The following is a 15,921-nucleotide window of genomic DNA, read 5'->3' as shown; positions in this document are numbered from 1 at the left end:
TTAAGGAAGCTGACCTAACTCTCTATCATGTTGACAAGGCTTAGCTGCTTGAGTTTTTACCTTACTTAACAGTCACTAACCCTAATTTTAAAAGGCTTTCAGCTATTTGGACAGAATTCCATGCTGCCCCTTTTAATAGGTTATCGGAAACTATCCATAAATGGAAGCCTTTATCTTCATCTAAATCTTTACGGATCCGGCCAACGAATACGTCATTCTTGCCGACAGATGATGCAGGCGTTGGATAAACCTGTTGTTCTGGCTCATCTTCTAATACGACTCCCGGTGCCGTTTTCATCAAATTCTTGATCTCAGACGCAGAAATGCCTTCTTTTTCGACTTCGATGTATACGGATTCCGAATGCCCCGTTACAACGGGAAGCCTTACGCAAGTTGCCGCTACAGGTAGCTCTTCCATATGCATGATTTTCTTTGTTTCATTAATCATTTTCATTTCTTCAAACGTGAATCCATTATCTTGGAACCTATCGATTTGTGGAATGACATTGAAAGCAATTTGATAATGCTTGGCATCCCCTTTTACCGGCAAGATTTTTGGTTCGATTTCTTTTTCATCCAGAAGATCACGAGCCTGATCCTTTAGTTCGTTTATCGCAGCGACTCCAGCTCCAGATACTGCCTGGTATGTTGAAACGACTACCTTTGATAAACCAAACTCTTGACGGATTGGTTCCAATGCAACAACCATCTGGATTGTTGAGCAATTCGGGTTGGCAATGATTCCGTTATGCTGTTTCAAGTCCTCTTCATTTACTTCCGGTACAACAAGCGGAACATTTTCATCCATGCGGAACGCGCTTGTATTATCTACTACTATCGCTCCTCTTTTTACTGCTTCAGGAGCCAATTCCTTAGACACACTTCCTCCTGCACTGAAAAGAGCGATATCTATGCCTTCAAAGCTTTCAGGTTTTGCTTCCTGAACTTCGATTTCTTCGCCTTTAAATGACAATTTAGTCCCTGCAGAACGAGCCGATGATAAAAAGATGATTTTCTTAATCGGTAGATCCCGTTGTTCAAGTGTTGAAATCATTTGTTGTCCTACTGCTCCAGTCGCTCCTACTACTGCAATATGCAATCCCTGTGTCCCGGTCATTTGTCCATACTCCTTTTCTATCTCTAAAAGTTGGTTTATAATTTGTCTATTCATTTCTACTTGCTCAGAATATCATATATTTTAACACATTAACATTCGAAAGAACGCACTTTAACAAAATATTCTGGTAGTATAGATTGTTTTTGGTTCTTAACGATAATTCCACCTGGTTGCAAAGCATGAACAAATGACATTTCCTGGATTTAGGCATTGTGGAACGACAATTAGATTACATCATCTTTGAACCTTTCAATAATCACTGGCTGTATTTGTTCTCCTTCTATTGCCGCCACGATGGTATCCCGAATCAAACTCATTCTCGCCACCATCGAGCTCGGTTTGCCTACCGGATTATCTTGGCCGTATGGAACAAAATAGATATCCTTTGCAGCCATCAGCCTCATTAAATTTACACCATTCAAACCAAGGGCATCGTTGGTTGAAATCGCAACCACAACTGGACGGTGATTTCTCATCGTCGCTTTTGCAGCCATAAGTACAGGCGAATCTGTAAGGGCATTTGCCATCTTACTCATCGAATTCCCGGTCAACGGAGCAATGACCATGCAGTCTAGCGGCAATTTAGGTCCTAATGGCTCTGCTTTGACGATTGTATCAACGGCTTCATTTCCCGTCAATTTTTCTATACGTGCAACCCAGTCCTCCCCATTTCCAAAGCGTGTTTCCGTATTTTGAACAGTGGATGTCACAATCGGAATGACTTCTGCCCCTTCATTTATAAGTTTTTCTATCTCGGGAAACACACTATCGTATGTGCAATGCGATCCTGTCAATCCAAAACCGATCCGTTTACCTTTCAGACTCATAATTTTTTCCCCTTTCTTTTCAAGAATTCCCCTTGGATCAAGACCCCAAGTGCATTCGCCAAAATTTGACCGGCAGTTTTCGGGGCCACTATCCCCGGTAGGCTTGGCGCCAATAACGCTTTAATTCCCCTTTTTTCCGCAAAACGAAAATCCGTCCCCCCAGGCTTTGAAGCAAGGTCAATAATCAAAGTATGAACGGGCATGTTTGCAAGAACGTCTGCTGTAATGATGGGAAAAGGGATGGTATTAATGCAAATATCAACATTTTTCATTTCGGACGCAAGATCATTTAGATGAAAAGGGATTATCGCCATTTCAGTAATTCTCGCAATATCTTCGCTTTTCCTCGCCCCTACCTTCACTTTGGCTCCAAGTGCTTGAAATGATCGTGCCACACTCATCCCAACCCTTCCTAGGCCTAGAACGGCAACATCCGATCCATGGATGGTAAAATCCGTGTGTTGAATAGCCATCATGATTGCGCCCTCTACGGTGGGAATCGAATTGTATATCGCTACATCGTCTCGTTCAAATAAGAGTACGAGTTTACGATCCGCTTCCTTGAATAGTCGATCGAGGTAATCATTACTGATTCCTGAATAAAATACACAATCCTTTGGCGTGTCATTTATCATGGACTCGGTCAAGAAAACATCTTCACTGGAGAAGATGGTTTCCACTTTACCGGTTGAATCAGTCCCTCGTACAGGCAGGATAACTGCATCCAGTTCCGTAAAATTTATATCTTCTAATTTCTCCTTAACCGCACCTGTAAACGCATGGTCAAGCTGTTCAAACCCTACTAAAAACAGCTTCGCATCTAGCTCAGTCAGTTTACGAACAACTTCAAGCTGACGCGCATCCCCACCGATTACAGCGATTTGCATGTCTGTGAGCATTAAATCGTCACCTTCTTTTTAAAAATCCAACCCACTCCTCGCCCAAGATCAACTCTTGAAGGCGTTTTGTTATCCGATATTCATTCAGTCTCCATCCATCTTATGTACTGAAATAAAGAACGGTGATTAGAAAAGTAAAAACGCCTATAGCTATTACCAGCTAAGGCGCTCATTAGTCTTTTCTCATTTTCATTCCTATCCATCCATATGTTCTCCGTCTTCCACCGAATGAGCTTCAAGTTCTTCCCTAAAATCGATGATAAGCATATCCGTTCCCACTTTTTTAATGTGATTCCATGGTACCCTGATCTCACTTCCATTTCTGAAAAGCCCAAACCATTTTACTGAAGGAATGACCAAAGTGGTAATTTGTCCAGTTTCGTCAAATTCCAAATCCGTTTGTCCCAGGACACCTAATCGTTCTGCCCTGTTCACATCGACTATCTCTTTTCCACTTAATTCACTCAGCCTCAAATCCGAATCCCCCTTTTTTTCTCCTTAATTCCATCTATATCCGAAATCAAGAGAACTTAGAAGGCATTTATTAAAATAGTCGTCCCCTTCCTTCCAAAAAAAAACCTGCCCTCCTAAACAGAAGAACAGGTCGTAGATATTTATTTATCCCAATTTTCCAAAGGGCTCACCAACGATAAAGAGTGTTCTGTGAAGATACGGTTTGCTAGTTCATTGACACTATCTTCCGTAACTTCATCAATCTTGACTATGATATCATCCAGTGAACGATGCTCACCTAGCATTAGCTCATTTTTGCCATTACGGCTCATTCGGCTGTTTGTGCTCTCAAGGCTTAGCATTAAGCTACCTTTTAGCTGTTCCTTACTATTTCGCAATTCTTTTTCTGTGATTCCGTCTCTTTTCAGCGTAGCAAGCGTCTCCTGGATCGTATCATACAAGCTGTCAAGCTGGCTTGTGCCTGTCCCACCATAAATGGTCACTAAACCCGTATCCTGGTAGCTTGAATGGTAAGAATATACCGAGTAGGCCAGCCCACGTTGCTCACGGACCTCTTGGAATAGACGGCTACTCATGCTACCTCCAAGGATATTATTCAATGTGACTAGACTATAGGTTTTATCATTTCCGATTTCCAAACCTTTGAAACCGAGGCATAGGTGTGCTTGTTCAGTCTCTTTTTTACGAGTGATTCTATTTTCATGGAATGAAGGCTTCACCAATTCAAGACGCTCTTCCCCACCTTGATAGGAACCAAAGTAACTTTCCACTTCCTGAATCAACTTCTCGTCCACATTTCCAGCAATCGAGATGACGACTTTATCAGGCGTATACATATCATGAACATATTTCTTAAGTGTTTCACTATTGAATGTTTCCAACGTACTTTCCGTACCAAGGATTGGATAGCCAAGAGGATGATTTTCATAGACAGCCTTGCTCAAAAGGTCATGGACGATATCATCGGGTGTATCTTCATACATTTTGATTTCTTCATAGACAACATTTTTTTCTTTTTTCAATTCTTCCTCATCAAATGTAGAGTTGAAGAACATATCAGCAAGAATTTCAAGAGCATAGCTTGCATGGTTATCCATTACTTTAGCATAGTAGCATGTATACTCTTTTGAAGTAAATGCATTCACTTGGCCGCCAATGCTGTCAAACGACTCGGCGATTTCACGCGCGTTCCTCGTTGTCGTCCCTTTGAAAAACATATGCTCAAGAAAATGGGATACACCATTCAGTTCCGGTGTTTCATTCCGCGAACCGGTCTTGATCCAAACTCCAATTGCCGCTGAACGCACTGTTGGAATATTTTCCAATACTATTCTTACTCCATTTTGACACGTGTATTTCTTAATCAACTAACATTCCTCCCAATCATTCTATGCTGCTATCGTAACCAAAGCCTTACGGATTCAAACGTTCCTCACTAACTGCTTCCGAAACCTTAACAACTTCCAGGTCTTTCTTTTCTATATTAATAATTAACGTCTCCAAGGATTTGGCTGTAGATTCTGTCGGATGCATTAAAATAAAAGCTCCAGGGTGAACTTTAGAAAGGACCCTTTGTTGAAGGACCTCGGGGCTGGGTTTTTGCCAGTCAATCGTATCCACACTCCACATCACGGTCCCCATTCCTAAAGAACTCGCAATTTTGACCGTTTCGTCTCGATAACTCCCACTTGGAGGGGCGAACCAATTCATCTTCACGCCCGTCACAGCTTCCACCACTTCATTCGTCTTGGTGATTTCCTCCCGTGTTGCCTGTGAGGAAATGGTTTGCATATTAGGATGCGAGTATGAATGATTGCCTATTTCATGACCACCATCCACAATCATTTTTGCGAATTCCGGATTATTTTTCGTCCATTTCCCTTCTAGAAAAAACGTCGCCTTTACATTATGCTTCTTCAACACAGCCAACATATCTTGTAGGTATTCATTTCCCCAAGCCACATTGATTAAAAATGATACAACCTGCTTTTCCGGATGTGCCCGGTAAATGGGTGCAGGCTCAAGATCTTTTAAATGGACTTTTGGGGGAACTTGTTCATACACAAGCTTATCCTTATCGAATTTATCCTCCTTCTTCATTGCTTTATACGAAGCCTGGATATTGACCGTAAGGCCATTATACCCAGGAACGGTCTTCCAAACCGAATCTATTCGTGCATCTTGGGGTGCAATCTCATATTTTTGGGCTGATCCTTTTATCTCGGTAAGCAGTTCATCTTCCTGCTTCATGGTAGCCACTGATTGATTCGTTAACTGGGTCAAATAAACTTGTGTATATGGATTTTGCACTAATAACCATGATATACCTGCAATGGCACTTATCGCAACTATCTGCTTCCATTTATTATTCATTTTTTACGCCCCCTTCATACAGAAATGTATGAAGAAAATGGACAAGGTAGAACATGACAACTTTCAATTGCTGAAATGCTTATAAATAAGGGGGCCTTTTCAAACAAAAAAAGCATGCAGGTTCATAAAGAGAACCGCATGCCGTATATTCTTTTTTCTTATGATTGAGAAGGATTAGCTGCTTCTTTTTGTTCTTTAAGTACAGCTTTACGAGAAAGGTTAACCCTACCTTGTTTGTCAATCTCAGTGACCTTTACTAATAGCTCATCGCCAAGTGAAACGACATCTTCCACTTTGCCGACTCTTTCTTCAGCCAATTCCGAAATATGGACCAAACCATCTTTACCATTGAAAATCTCCACGAAGCAACCGAATTTTTCAATGCGTTTAACTTTACCTAAGTATAGTTCGCCCACAACGACTTCACGAACGATGTCTTCAATGATTTTTTTAGCTTTTTCGATCATCGGTTCGTCCGTTGAAGAAATGAATACCGTACCATCTTGTTCGATATCGATTTTCACGCCGGTCTCTTCAATGATTTTATTGATATGTTTACCACTAGGTCCGATAACATCGCGGATTTTGTCCGGATTAATGGTCATTGTAACGATTTTAGGCGCATATTTGGACAATTTTTCACGCGGTTGATTGATTGTAGCAATCATCGATTCCAAGATATGCATGCGGCCTTTTTTAGCTTGAAGCAATGCTTCTTCAAGAATTTCTCTTGAAAGACCATCAATTTTGATATCCATTTGAAGAGCGGTAACACCTTTAGATGTTCCAGCCACTTTAAAGTCCATATCGCCAAGGTGATCTTCCATGCCTTGAATATCAGTCAGGATCGTATAATGCTCACCTGTTTTTACAAGACCCATTGCGATACCTGCAACCGGTGCTTTCAATGGAACACCCGCGTCCATCATAGCTAGCGTACTAGCACAGATACTTGCTTGAGATGTTGATCCATTAGATTCAAGTACTTCAGATACAAGTCTGATTGTATAAGGGAAGTCTTTATCATTTGGAATGACTGGTTCTAATGCTCTTTCACCAAGTGCACCGTGACCGATTTCACGACGTCCTGCCCCGCGGATCGGACCTGTTTCCCCAACACTGAAATGTGGGAAGTTATAATGATGCATAAAGCGTTTTGACTCTTCTGTTCCAAGCCCGTCCAAAATTTGTACATCTCCTAGTGCTCCCAGTGTACAAATGGATAGTGCTTGTGTTTGTCCGCGTGTGAACAATCCAGAGCCGTGGGTACGTGGTAAAATCGTAACTTCAGATGACAATGGTCTGATTTCATCAGGATTACGGCCATCCGGACGTACTTTTTCTTCCGTGATTAAACGGCGGACTTCTGATTTAACCAGTTTATTTAAAATTTCTTTAATTTGTTTTAGTTTTTCTTCATCAGTTTCTTCTTCGTATTTAGCCAACACATCATCTTTAACCTCTTTGATGGCGGCTTCACGTGCATGTTTTTCCTGAACTTGTACAGCTTTGTTAAGTTCCGCCTCACATAGGCCTTTCACTTCTGCTTCAAGTTCTTCATCCACTTTATACAAAGTGATTTGTAGCTTTTCCTTGCCAATTTCAGCAACGATTTTTTCTTGGAATGCAATGACCTTCTTGATTTCATCATGTCCAAACATGATGGCTTCAAGCATTGTTTCTTCAGGCACTTCATTCGCTCCAGCTTCAACCATGTTGATAGCGTCCTTTGTTCCAGCAACCGTTAAGTTGATATCACTTTTCGCAAGTTGGTCAACAGTAGGGTTTATGATGAATTCATTATTGATTCTTCCTACTACTACGCCCGCGATTGGTCCTTCAAACGGAATGTCAGAAACTGAAAGTGCAAGGGAAGAACCTAGCATTGCTGCCATTTCTGTAGAACAATCTTGATCAACACTCATGACCATGCTGATGATTTGAACGTCGTTCCTGAAACCATCCGCAAATAGTGGACGAATTGGACGGTCAATTAGACGGCTTGCCAAAATAGCTCTTTCACTCGGTCTACCCTCACGTTTAATGAAGCCCCCTGGAATTTTACCGACTGCATACAGTCTTTCTTCGTAGTTGACTGTCAACGGGAAGAAGTCGACGTTTCTAGGTTCTTTAGAAGCAGTTGCTGTACTTAAGACAGCTGTTTCGCCATAACGGACTAAAACGGCTCCGTTCGCTTGTTTGGCCAACTGACCGATTTCTACCGTTACATTACGGCCGGCCCAGTCAAATGAATACGTATGTTTTCCCTGTCCCATTTATTAAACCCCTCTCTGAATCTTCGCTATTAGAGGCTTAGTTTACCTAAACCTTTATTAAAATAAATCATTATATGTGAAAGTAATTGAACTCAAGTTATAACCAAACTATCACTATTATGCACGAAAAAAACAAGTGTTAACAGTAATATGACTAAATATTTATTCATTCAATTATGTATATATCTTAATCATTTATGAGTAGAAAAAAACTCGGCGGCTGCCGAGTCCAAAGGACGATGGCTTAGCCTAAAAATTGATAGCGTCCAAATCATTTGAATAACATCAAAAAAGCGGGAAATTTCCCGCTTTTTTTGAAAAAATTATCTACGTAGACCTAATGTGTTAATTAGTGTACGGTAACGAGTAACGTCTTTATTACGTAGGTAAGTTAAAAGATTACGACGTTTACCTACCATTTTAAGAAGACCGCGACGAGAATGGTGATCTTTTTTGTGTGTGCGTAAGTGACCGTTCAAGTTGTTGATTTCTTCTGTTAGTACTGCGATTTGAACTTCTGGAGATCCAGTGTCAGTATCGTGAGTTCTGAACTCAGCGATAAGTTCGTTTTTGCGTTCTTGTGTAATAGCCATGTTATTATTCCTCCTAAAATTCTGTAAAATCACCTATTACCGAGCCAGCGTCGGAGTCTCGACTAGCCAAGCAATGGTTATTTTCATACATACAATAGAATACATGTTTTCCGTCAAAATTGCAAGCCTTGTCTTCTATCCTTTTGGTTTCTTACAATGTTACCCGTTCAATTCGGCAAAATATGCTTGCGTATTTTGCTTGTCAATTTCAATCTGGTTGACTAACTCTTCAAGTCCCGAGAATTTGCGCTCGCTTCTCAACCTAATATGCCACTCGACTGACACCTGTTCTCCATAGATATCTCCTGTAAAACCTAATGCATGAACTTCTACGCTAGGATATTCGGGTTTTTCTTCATGGAATGTCGGCTTATACCCTACATTGCACACCCCATCATACCAGGATCCACTTATTTTAATCCTGACTGCATATACGCCAGGTGCGGGGAATATGTAATCATCACTCACTTCAATATTCGCGGTCGGGAATCCTAACTTTCTCCCCCGCTTTTCTCCATGGACTACATGTCCCTTTGTTACATAGCGACGACCCGCTAAATGATAGAAGTCAGAAAAATCACCATTGCTGAGCGTCTCCCTGATTCTTGTGGAACTTACCTTTCCGTCCTCGAATGTCTGCTTTGCAACGACGGTTTGACCAAATCTTCCCTTAGCATAGGCAGGTAGATCATCCATCGATCCATTACCATAGCGGCCATAAGAATAATCAAAACCTGCTACAACGTGACGGACATTCAGACCCACTATGTAATCATCCACAAACTCCTCAGGTAGCATCGAAGCGAATTCCTTACTGAAGTTGACGACAAATAGGTAATCGATTTCCATCGTTTCTATGATTTTTATCTTATCTTCCAGTGGTGTAATATAACGAATGTTTCCCACTTTCTTCCCTAATACAGCGGAAGGATGTGGATCAAATGTCATGACTGCTGACATAAGATTCATTTCATGAGCCTTTTGCTTAGCGGTTTGGATGACAGTTTGATGTCCTTTATGGATGCCATCAAAAAAACCAAGTGCCATGACAAGCTCAGGGAAGTCATCCGGTTTAAATTGATGAGGATGCTCTAATGCAATCACTTTCACCTTTCAATCTCCTCTTTCCGACGGCAAAAACGGTCTATGATTCTTGTGCGAAAACTTTGACAGGTTTAATTAACCCTTCTTTTGTGGGATGTATTTGATAAATGGCAATCGCCTTATCAGTGGGATCCATCATGACAAATGGTTGCCCCTTTTCAAAAACAACATCCTCCGTTTGTTCCAATACCGCACCGTTAAGTACTTTCTTTGCTACTTTATCATTAATCTGGAATTTCGGCAAATGTAACAATCCACGTTCTAATGGCAACAGAAAATCTCCTGTCTTTTCTGATTCCATGAATTCTTCCACCTCAGCGAACGTGAAACAATCCTCAAGCGTAAAGCCAGCCGCTTCAATCCGGACCAAGTCCGACATATGTGCCGGGTATCCCAATCTTTCGCCCATCATCACCGCTAATGTCCGAATATAGGTTCCTTTGCTACACTTGACACGAAACCGGAAGGAAATGGTTTCACCTTTGAATTCTGAACGATCATCCAGTAAAGTAATATCATGAATAGTTACTTCCCGTGTTGGACGTTCCACTTCTATCCCAGCCCGAGCATATTCATATAGCTTTTTGCCATTTACCTTGACAGCTGAGAACATTGGCGGAGTTTGTTCAATTTTTCCTGTTAGGGATTTCAATACCTCAAGGATTTGTGAACGTTGAAATGTTTCGGTTACCTTTTGTTCCGCCACTTTTTCTCCAGTCGCATCTTCGGTAGCCGTTGAAAAACCAAGCGTCACTTCCCCTTCATACGCTTTACCTGCTTCTGTTAAGTATTCGGCAATTTTCGTTGCCCTGCCGATACATATCGGTAAAACACCGGTGACTTCAGGATCTAAAGTGCCCGTATGTCCGACTTTTTTCGTTTTTAAAATCTTCCTTAATTTAAAAACACAATCATGGGATGTCATTCCCTTTGGTTTCCATAATGGGAGTATGCCGTCCATTCCTTCACCTCATTAATCTTGTCATTTCAAAAAAAAGAGGCCGAGCCAAGAAGTGCAAAGCACTTATTGAGTCAGCCTCCATTTACTGCTTGCTTATTCTTCGTCTTTTACTGAAGGTTTTTCCTCTTTTTTGATTTGAGAAATTAATGATTCGATACGGTTACCATAATCGACGGATTCATCAAATTCAAAAAACAACTCCGGAGTTTTACGCAAGCGAATTCTTTGCCCAATTTCTGAACGCATGAATCCTTTTGCCTTTTCAAGACCCTGCAAAGTTTTTTCCCGTTGTTCCTGGTCTCCCAAGACAGAGATATAAACTGTTGCTTGTTGTAAATCGCCTGTCACTTCAACATCCGTTACTGTGACGAATCCGATTCTTGGATCTTTAATTTTGCGGCCGATGATTTCACTCAGCTCTTTTTTCATTTGTTCGCCCACACGATTTGCTCGAAGGCTCATAATATCACCTCGCTAGCTTATAGCCAGTCTATATCTGTTATTGTGCGCTCAATTTCCGGAAATGAATCTAGAAATTTAAGGGCATTTTGAAGTTCCCTCTCAGTAGCTTTCCTTGAGGATGAAACGGTTACGATAGAAATCTTAGTACGCTGCCAAAGATCCTGGAAATCCGTTTCCGCTACCGAGACATTAAGCTTCTGCTTAAGCCGTGTCATGACACGTTGCAACACAGCTCGTTTTTCTTTCAAAGAATGGGTGTCATAGATTATGCACTCACATTGGACGGATCCAACGATCATTTACGCTCGATCTCTTCCATTATATAAGCCTCAATTACATCGCCCTCTTTAAGGTCATTGTAATTTTTAATGGTAATACCACATTCATAATTTGTTGCCACTTCTTTAACGTCATCTTTAAAACGTTTCAATGCGTCAATTTCACCTTCGTAAATGACAACACCTTCACGAATTAAGCGAATTCCGCTGTCACGCGTAAGTTTTCCTTCGGTAACATATGAACCAGCAATTGTACCAACTTTAGATACTTTGAAAGTTGTACGAACTTCAGCTTGACCAATGATTTTTTCTTCGAACTCAGGATCAAGCATCCCTTTCATAGCCGATTCAATCTCTTCAATTGCTTTGTATATGATACGGTGAAGGCGAACATCAACTTGTTCTGATTCAGCGGCACGCTTCGCATTCGCATCTGGACGAACATTAAAACCAATTACGATTGCATTAGAAGCGGTAGCAAGGATGATATCAGACTCTGTGATAGCACCGACGCCGATATGAATGATTTTTACTTTAGCGCCTTCTACTTCTATTTTATTCAGGGAAGCGGCTACTGCTTCAGCAGAACCTTGAACATCCGCTTTTAAGATGATGTTCAATTCCTTAATTTCCCCTTCTTTCATTTGTTCAAACAATGTATCAAGTGTTACACGTGATTTTTCATTACGTTGTGAAGCAAGTTGTCTCTGTGCACGTACTTCCCCAACTTGGCGGGCTGTTTTCTCATCTTCAAAGACGATGAAACGGTCGCCTGCTTGTGGAACTTCATTCAATCCAGTGATTTCAACCGGTGTTGATGGACCTGCATCCTTAACACGACGTCCAAGATCACTGACCATGGCACGTACACGGCCGAAAGTGTTACCGATAACGATTGGGTCTCCGACTTTCAAAGTACCGTTTTGGACTAGTAACGTCGCTACAGAGCCACGGCCTTTATCCAAACGTGCTTCTATAACCGTTCCGTTCGCTTTACGGGTTGGATTGGCTTTATATTCTTCTACTTCACTAACTAGTAGAATCATTTCCAGCAAGTTATCAATTCCTTCGCCCGTTTTGGCAGAAATAGGTACGAAGATCGTATCTCCACCCCATGCTTCAGAAACTAAACCATGCTCTGTTAATTCTTGCATGACGCGGTCAGGATTAGCTGCTTCTTTATCCATTTTATTAACAGCAACAATGATTGGAACATCCGCTGCTTTAGCATGGTTAATCGCTTCAATTGTTTGCGGCATTACACCGTCATCCGCTGCTACAACAAGAATCGTAATATCCGTGATTAAAGCTCCACGAGCACGCATTGTTGTAAACGCAGCATGTCCTGGTGTATCAAGGAATGTGATTTTCTTGTCATTGACTTTGACTTGGTAAGCACCGATATGTTGAGTGATTCCGCCCGCTTCGCCTTCTGTTACTTTCGTATGGCGAATAGAATCAAGCAATGTCGTTTTACCATGATCGACGTGACCCATGATAGTTACGACTGCTGGACGTTCGATTAAATCTTCAGAAGCATCTTCAGTCACTAATGACTCAAGATCTGTCAAGTCAACACGAATCTCTTCTTCAGCCAATACTCCGTACTCAGTACAGATTAATTCGATAGCATCTTTATCCAACGTTTGGTTGATTGTAGCCATGACTCCAAGCATGAAAAGCTTCTTAATGATTTCAGAAGGTTCACGGTGAAGTTTCTTACCAAGTTCCATGACAGTCAAAGACTCATAAAACGTAATTTTTTCTGGAAGTTCTCTTTCCTTACGTTTTGTAACTGGTGCCTGCGGCGCCGATTGTCTTTGTTTGTTATTCTTATTACGGTTATTTCTTCCCCTGCTAAACTGTCCTGATGGTTTTTTAGTGCCCAACGGTTTAACTGGTGGCTTTTTCTTTAGCTTTTCTTTATTGATCGTGCTTTTCTCATCTGCTTCAGCTTCGTATTTCGCAACCGTTGCATTTGCTTTTGGTTCAGCAGCTGCTTGGGTTGGTTCTTCGCTTTTTGGTTTAAGAGAATCGTTTAATTTGTTTACAGTTGAATCGTCTAATGCTGTCATATGGTTTGTTACCTCTATATTCATTTCTTTAAGTTTATTTATTACGTCTTTACTTGAAACGTTTTTCTGTTTTGCATATTCATATACACGCAATTTTGTCATACGTTCACCCCCGGTAAATTTAATCGAGCAGCATTCGGAGTTTTTGTGCAAAACCTTCATCAAGAACTGCGACGGCAACTCTAGCATCTTTGCCAATAGCATGGCCGAGCATAGATCTGTCTTCGACTCTTTTTAAAGGAACCTGATAAAATGCGCACTTATCAGAGATTTTTTTCTCAGTGTTTTTTGAAGCGTCCGCGGCTAAAATAACAACTTTGGCATTACCGCTTCTAATCTCTTTAACCACTAATTCTTCACCCGAAATTAGCTTGCGTGCTCGATTGGCCAAACCTAATAGAGACATCCATTGTTGTTGTTGGGTCATGGTGTTAGTCTTGCTCCTTATCCACTAATTCAAGCAATTGTTCATAAAGGGAAGAATCAATTTGAGTACTAAGGTGATTTGCCAGCACATTTTTCTTTTTGGCCAGCTCGATAATATTCCGATCAAGGGTCAAATAAGCTCCCCTTCCCGATTTTTTTCCGGTCGGATCAAGGCTGACTTCCCCTTCTTTAGATCGAACGATACGAATGAGTTCTTTCTTTGGCTTCATAACGCCAGTGGCAACACATTTACGCATCGGGATTTTTTTTCGGCTATTCATCTATTTTCACCTCTACCTTACTCGTTATCCTCTTCGAATTCTTCATCCTCTTCATTCACATAACTATCCCGGCTTAATAAGAACTCCTGTTCTTCAACAGGGTAAATACCAGCTTCGCGGGCTTCCGTTTCACTCTTGATATCAATTTTCCAGCCAGTCAGTTTGGCTGCTAAGCGTGCGTTTTGTCCACGCTTACCAATTGCTAGTGAAAGTTGGTAGTCAGGAACAATGACCGTCGTCGCTTTGTCTTCTTCTTTAACGATTACTTCAAGCACTTTTGAAGGACTTAAAGCATTCGCAACAAAGATAACAGGATTTTCTGACCATTTAACGATATCGATCTTCTCACCTTTTAATTCATTGACGATAGCCTGGACACGCTGTCCTTTTTGGCCAACACATGAACCAACTGGATCGACTTCCTCATTATCTGAGTGTACAGAAATTTTTGAGCGGTCGCCTGCTTCTCTGGCAACTGATTTGATTTCTACAGTTCCATCAAAAATCTCAGGCACTTCTATCTCAAACAAACGTTTTAAAAGACCTGGATGAGAACGGGATACAAAAATTTGTGGCCCTTTCGAAGTCTTTTCAACTTTTGTAATGAAAACCTTGATGCGGTCGTGAGGTTTATACTGTTCATTTGGCATCTGTTCATTGACAGGAAGCAATGCTTCAATTTTCCCCAAACTCACATAGATGAAACGTGAATCCTGGCGTTGCACGATACCTGTCATGATATCCTCTTCACGGTCTATGAATTCTGCGTAAATGATACCACGTTCAGCTTCACGCACTCTTTGTGTTACGACCTGCTTGGCTGTTTGTGCAGCAATACGGCCGAAATCCTTAGGCGTAACTTCCATTTCCACAATATCTTCCAACTGGTAGTTTGGATCTATTGCTCTTGCTTCTTCAACGGAAATTTCCAGACGTGAATCGAATACTTCCTCGACTACATCTTTTCTGGCAAATACTCGCATGGTGCCTTTGCCTAAATTCAAGTCGATACGTACATTTTGTGCTTGGTTAAAGTTACGGCGATATGCCGATATAAGTGCAGCCTCAATCGCGTCGATCAAAACTTCTCTCGAAATTCCTTTATCATGTTCTAAAATATAGAGAGCATCCAATAACTCATTGCTCATGGTGATCCCCCTTACGGATATTTAATTAATAATTGCTTGATTAAGAGAAGGTAATGGCAAGTCTTGCTTTCGCCACTTTTTCAAATGGAATGACGACTATTTTCTTTCTAGTCTTGATTTTGATTTCAAGCGTCACTTCATTCCCATCATAATTGGTCATGATTCCTTCGAATTCTTTTTCATTTAAAATGGGCTCGTATGTTTTTATGTAAACATTTTTACCGATAGCATTAAGGAAATCCTTCTCTTTTTTTAGAGGCCTTTCCGCTCCGGGAGATGAAACTTCGAGAAAATAAATTTGTGGAATTGGATCGACTTCATCAAGCTTTTCACTGAGCTTTTCACTCGTTTTCCCGCAATCTTCAAGATCTACGCCTGTCTCTTTATCAATGTACACTCGAAGGAACCAGTTCTTGCCTTCCTTCACATACTCCACTTCAACTAATTCAAGCTGCAATTCTTCAAGAATTGGTAGAGCTAATTCTTCTACAACTTCCGTTACCTTTTTACTCATTTGTTTCCTCCATACGTGCGTTGTGTGCGCTTGGTTTCGGATTCAAAATTAAATGGTCAATACAACACGAAAGAGTGGGTTTCCCCACTCTTGCCATTGGTTCCTCTTAGTAT

At 41.1% G+C, this 15,921-nt stretch carries 17 protein-coding genes; all 17 read right to left on the bottom strand.

The features are described 5' to 3' along the window. Positions 1 to 61: 61 nt before the first annotated feature. The 17 genes from asd to rimP all read right to left on the bottom strand — a co-directional run bounded on the left by asd (position 62) and on the right by rimP (position 15,808). Positions 62 to 1,117, bottom strand: a complete 1,056-nt coding sequence (gene asd / locus ACIQXQ_RS07050; protein WP_402868424.1) for an aspartate-semialdehyde dehydrogenase — start codon at positions 1,115 to 1,117, stop codon at positions 62 to 64. Between the two features lie 224 nt (positions 1,118 to 1,341). Further along, complete coding sequence (locus ACIQXQ_RS07045; RefSeq protein ID WP_402956346.1) at positions 1,342 to 1,944, bottom strand: dipicolinate synthase subunit B; 603 nt, start codon at positions 1,942 to 1,944, stop codon at positions 1,342 to 1,344. Next, a complete protein-coding gene (gene dpaA, locus ACIQXQ_RS07040) occupies positions 1,941 to 2,843 on the bottom strand; it encodes a dipicolinic acid synthetase subunit A (RefSeq protein WP_402956345.1) in 903 nt (300 codons plus the stop codon). The genes ACIQXQ_RS07045 and dpaA overlap by 4 nt, the downstream gene beginning before the upstream one ends. Positions 2,844 to 3,038: 195 nt before the next feature. Continuing rightward, complete coding sequence (locus ACIQXQ_RS07035) at positions 3,039 to 3,317, bottom strand: YlmC/YmxH family sporulation protein (protein ID WP_402868419.1); 279 nt, start codon at positions 3,315 to 3,317, stop codon at positions 3,039 to 3,041. A 140-nt stretch (positions 3,318 to 3,457) separates the two neighbouring features. Beyond that, a complete protein-coding gene (locus ACIQXQ_RS07030) occupies positions 3,458 to 4,684 on the bottom strand; it encodes a M16 family metallopeptidase (protein ID WP_402868417.1) in 1,227 nt (408 codons plus the stop codon). Positions 4,685 to 4,730: 46 nt separating this feature from the next. Next, positions 4,731 to 5,690: a polysaccharide deacetylase family protein gene (locus ACIQXQ_RS07025; protein ID WP_402868415.1), complete on the bottom strand. Its 960-nt coding sequence runs from the start codon at positions 5,688 to 5,690 to the stop codon at positions 4,731 to 4,733. A 158-nt stretch (positions 5,691 to 5,848) separates the two neighbouring features. Next, on the bottom strand, positions 5,849 to 7,966 hold the full coding sequence (gene pnp / locus ACIQXQ_RS07020) for a polyribonucleotide nucleotidyltransferase (protein WP_402868413.1): 2,118 nt from the start codon (positions 7,964 to 7,966) through the stop codon (positions 5,849 to 5,851). A 323-nt stretch (positions 7,967 to 8,289) separates the two neighbouring features. After that, positions 8,290 to 8,559 (bottom strand): 30S ribosomal protein S15, encoded by a 270-nt coding sequence (rpsO, locus tag ACIQXQ_RS07015; RefSeq protein WP_402868411.1) that lies wholly within the window; start codon positions 8,557 to 8,559, stop codon positions 8,290 to 8,292. Between the two features lie 159 nt (positions 8,560 to 8,718). Next, positions 8,719 to 9,669, bottom strand: a complete 951-nt coding sequence (ribF, locus tag ACIQXQ_RS07010; RefSeq protein WP_402868407.1) for a bifunctional riboflavin kinase/FAD synthetase — start codon at positions 9,667 to 9,669, stop codon at positions 8,719 to 8,721. 34 nt (positions 9,670 to 9,703) lie between these two features. After that, positions 9,704 to 10,624 (bottom strand): tRNA pseudouridine(55) synthase TruB, encoded by a 921-nt coding sequence (truB, locus tag ACIQXQ_RS07005; protein ID WP_402868405.1) that lies wholly within the window; start codon positions 10,622 to 10,624, stop codon positions 9,704 to 9,706. Between the two features lie 93 nt (positions 10,625 to 10,717). Then, positions 10,718 to 11,086: a 30S ribosome-binding factor RbfA gene (rbfA, locus tag ACIQXQ_RS07000; RefSeq protein WP_402868404.1), complete on the bottom strand. Its 369-nt coding sequence runs from the start codon at positions 11,084 to 11,086 to the stop codon at positions 10,718 to 10,720. 17 nt (positions 11,087 to 11,103) lie between these two features. Further along, the gene (locus ACIQXQ_RS06995; protein WP_402868403.1) at positions 11,104 to 11,385 is read right to left on the bottom strand and encodes a DUF503 domain-containing protein; all 282 of its coding nucleotides are present in this window, start codon (positions 11,383 to 11,385) and stop codon (positions 11,104 to 11,106) included. Further along, positions 11,382 to 13,541: a translation initiation factor IF-2 gene (gene infB / locus ACIQXQ_RS06990; RefSeq protein ID WP_402868401.1), complete on the bottom strand. Its 2,160-nt coding sequence runs from the start codon at positions 13,539 to 13,541 to the stop codon at positions 11,382 to 11,384. The genes ACIQXQ_RS06995 and infB overlap by 4 nt, the downstream gene beginning before the upstream one ends. Before the next feature lie 19 nt (positions 13,542 to 13,560). Further along, positions 13,561 to 13,866, bottom strand: a complete 306-nt coding sequence (locus ACIQXQ_RS06985; protein ID WP_402868399.1) for a YlxQ family RNA-binding protein — start codon at positions 13,864 to 13,866, stop codon at positions 13,561 to 13,563. Between the two features lie 4 nt (positions 13,867 to 13,870). Then, positions 13,871 to 14,146: an RNase P modulator RnpM gene (rnpM, locus tag ACIQXQ_RS06980; RefSeq protein WP_402868398.1), complete on the bottom strand. Its 276-nt coding sequence runs from the start codon at positions 14,144 to 14,146 to the stop codon at positions 13,871 to 13,873. 17 nt (positions 14,147 to 14,163) lie between these two features. Then, positions 14,164 to 15,294 carry a transcription termination factor NusA gene (gene nusA / locus ACIQXQ_RS06975; protein ID WP_402868396.1) on the bottom strand — a complete coding sequence of 377 codons (1,131 nt, stop codon included), beginning with the start codon at positions 15,292 to 15,294 and terminating at the stop codon, positions 14,164 to 14,166. Between the two features lie 40 nt (positions 15,295 to 15,334). Further along, on the bottom strand, positions 15,335 to 15,808 hold the full coding sequence (rimP, locus tag ACIQXQ_RS06970) for a ribosome maturation factor RimP (protein ID WP_402868394.1): 474 nt from the start codon (positions 15,806 to 15,808) through the stop codon (positions 15,335 to 15,337). Between the last annotated feature and the right edge of the window lie 113 nt (positions 15,809 to 15,921).

The sequence above is a fragment of the Peribacillus sp. NPDC097198 genome (assembly GCF_044762055.1).
Classification (GTDB): Bacteria; Bacillota; Bacilli; order Bacillales; family DSM-1321; genus Peribacillus.
This window is presented reverse-complemented; position numbering and strand designations above follow the sequence as displayed.

What these genes read in the sequence shown, in the direction of transcription:
- asd (WP_402868424.1), bottom strand. Translation starts at nt 1,117, where the DNA reads ATGACCGGGACACAGGGATTGCATATTGCAGTAGTAGGAGCGACTGGA.
- ACIQXQ_RS07045 (WP_402956346.1), bottom strand. Translation starts at nt 1,944, where the DNA reads ATGAGTCTGAAAGGTAAACGGATCGGTTTTGGATTGACAGGATCGCAT.
- dpaA (WP_402956345.1), bottom strand. Translation starts at nt 2,843, where the DNA reads ATGCTCACAGACATGCAAATCGCTGTAATCGGTGGGGATGCGCGTCAG.
- ACIQXQ_RS07025 (WP_402868415.1), bottom strand. Translation starts at nt 5,690, where the DNA reads ATGAATAATAAATGGAAGCAGATAGTTGCGATAAGTGCCATTGCAGGT.
- pnp (WP_402868413.1), bottom strand. Translation starts at nt 7,966, where the DNA reads ATGGGACAGGGAAAACATACGTATTCATTTGACTGGGCCGGCCGTAAT.
- rpsO (WP_402868411.1), bottom strand. Translation starts at nt 8,559, where the DNA reads ATGGCTATTACACAAGAACGCAAAAACGAACTTATCGCTGAGTTCAGA.
- truB (WP_402868405.1), bottom strand. Translation starts at nt 10,624, where the DNA reads ATGGACGGCATACTCCCATTATGGAAACCAAAGGGAATGACATCCCAT.
- rbfA (WP_402868404.1), bottom strand. Translation starts at nt 11,086, where the DNA reads ATGAGCCTTCGAGCAAATCGTGTGGGCGAACAAATGAAAAAAGAGCTG.
- ACIQXQ_RS06995 (WP_402868403.1), bottom strand. Translation starts at nt 11,385, where the DNA reads ATGATCGTTGGATCCGTCCAATGTGAGTGCATAATCTATGACACCCAT.
- infB (WP_402868401.1), bottom strand. Translation starts at nt 13,541, where the DNA reads ATGACAAAATTGCGTGTATATGAATATGCAAAACAGAAAAACGTTTCA.
- ACIQXQ_RS06985 (WP_402868399.1), bottom strand. Translation starts at nt 13,866, where the DNA reads ATGACCCAACAACAACAATGGATGTCTCTATTAGGTTTGGCCAATCGA.
- rnpM (WP_402868398.1), bottom strand. Translation starts at nt 14,146, where the DNA reads ATGAATAGCCGAAAAAAAATCCCGATGCGTAAATGTGTTGCCACTGGC.
- nusA (WP_402868396.1), bottom strand. Translation starts at nt 15,294, where the DNA reads ATGAGCAATGAGTTATTGGATGCTCTCTATATTTTAGAACATGATAAA.
- rimP (WP_402868394.1), bottom strand. Translation starts at nt 15,808, where the DNA reads ATGAGTAAAAAGGTAACGGAAGTTGTAGAAGAATTAGCTCTACCAATT.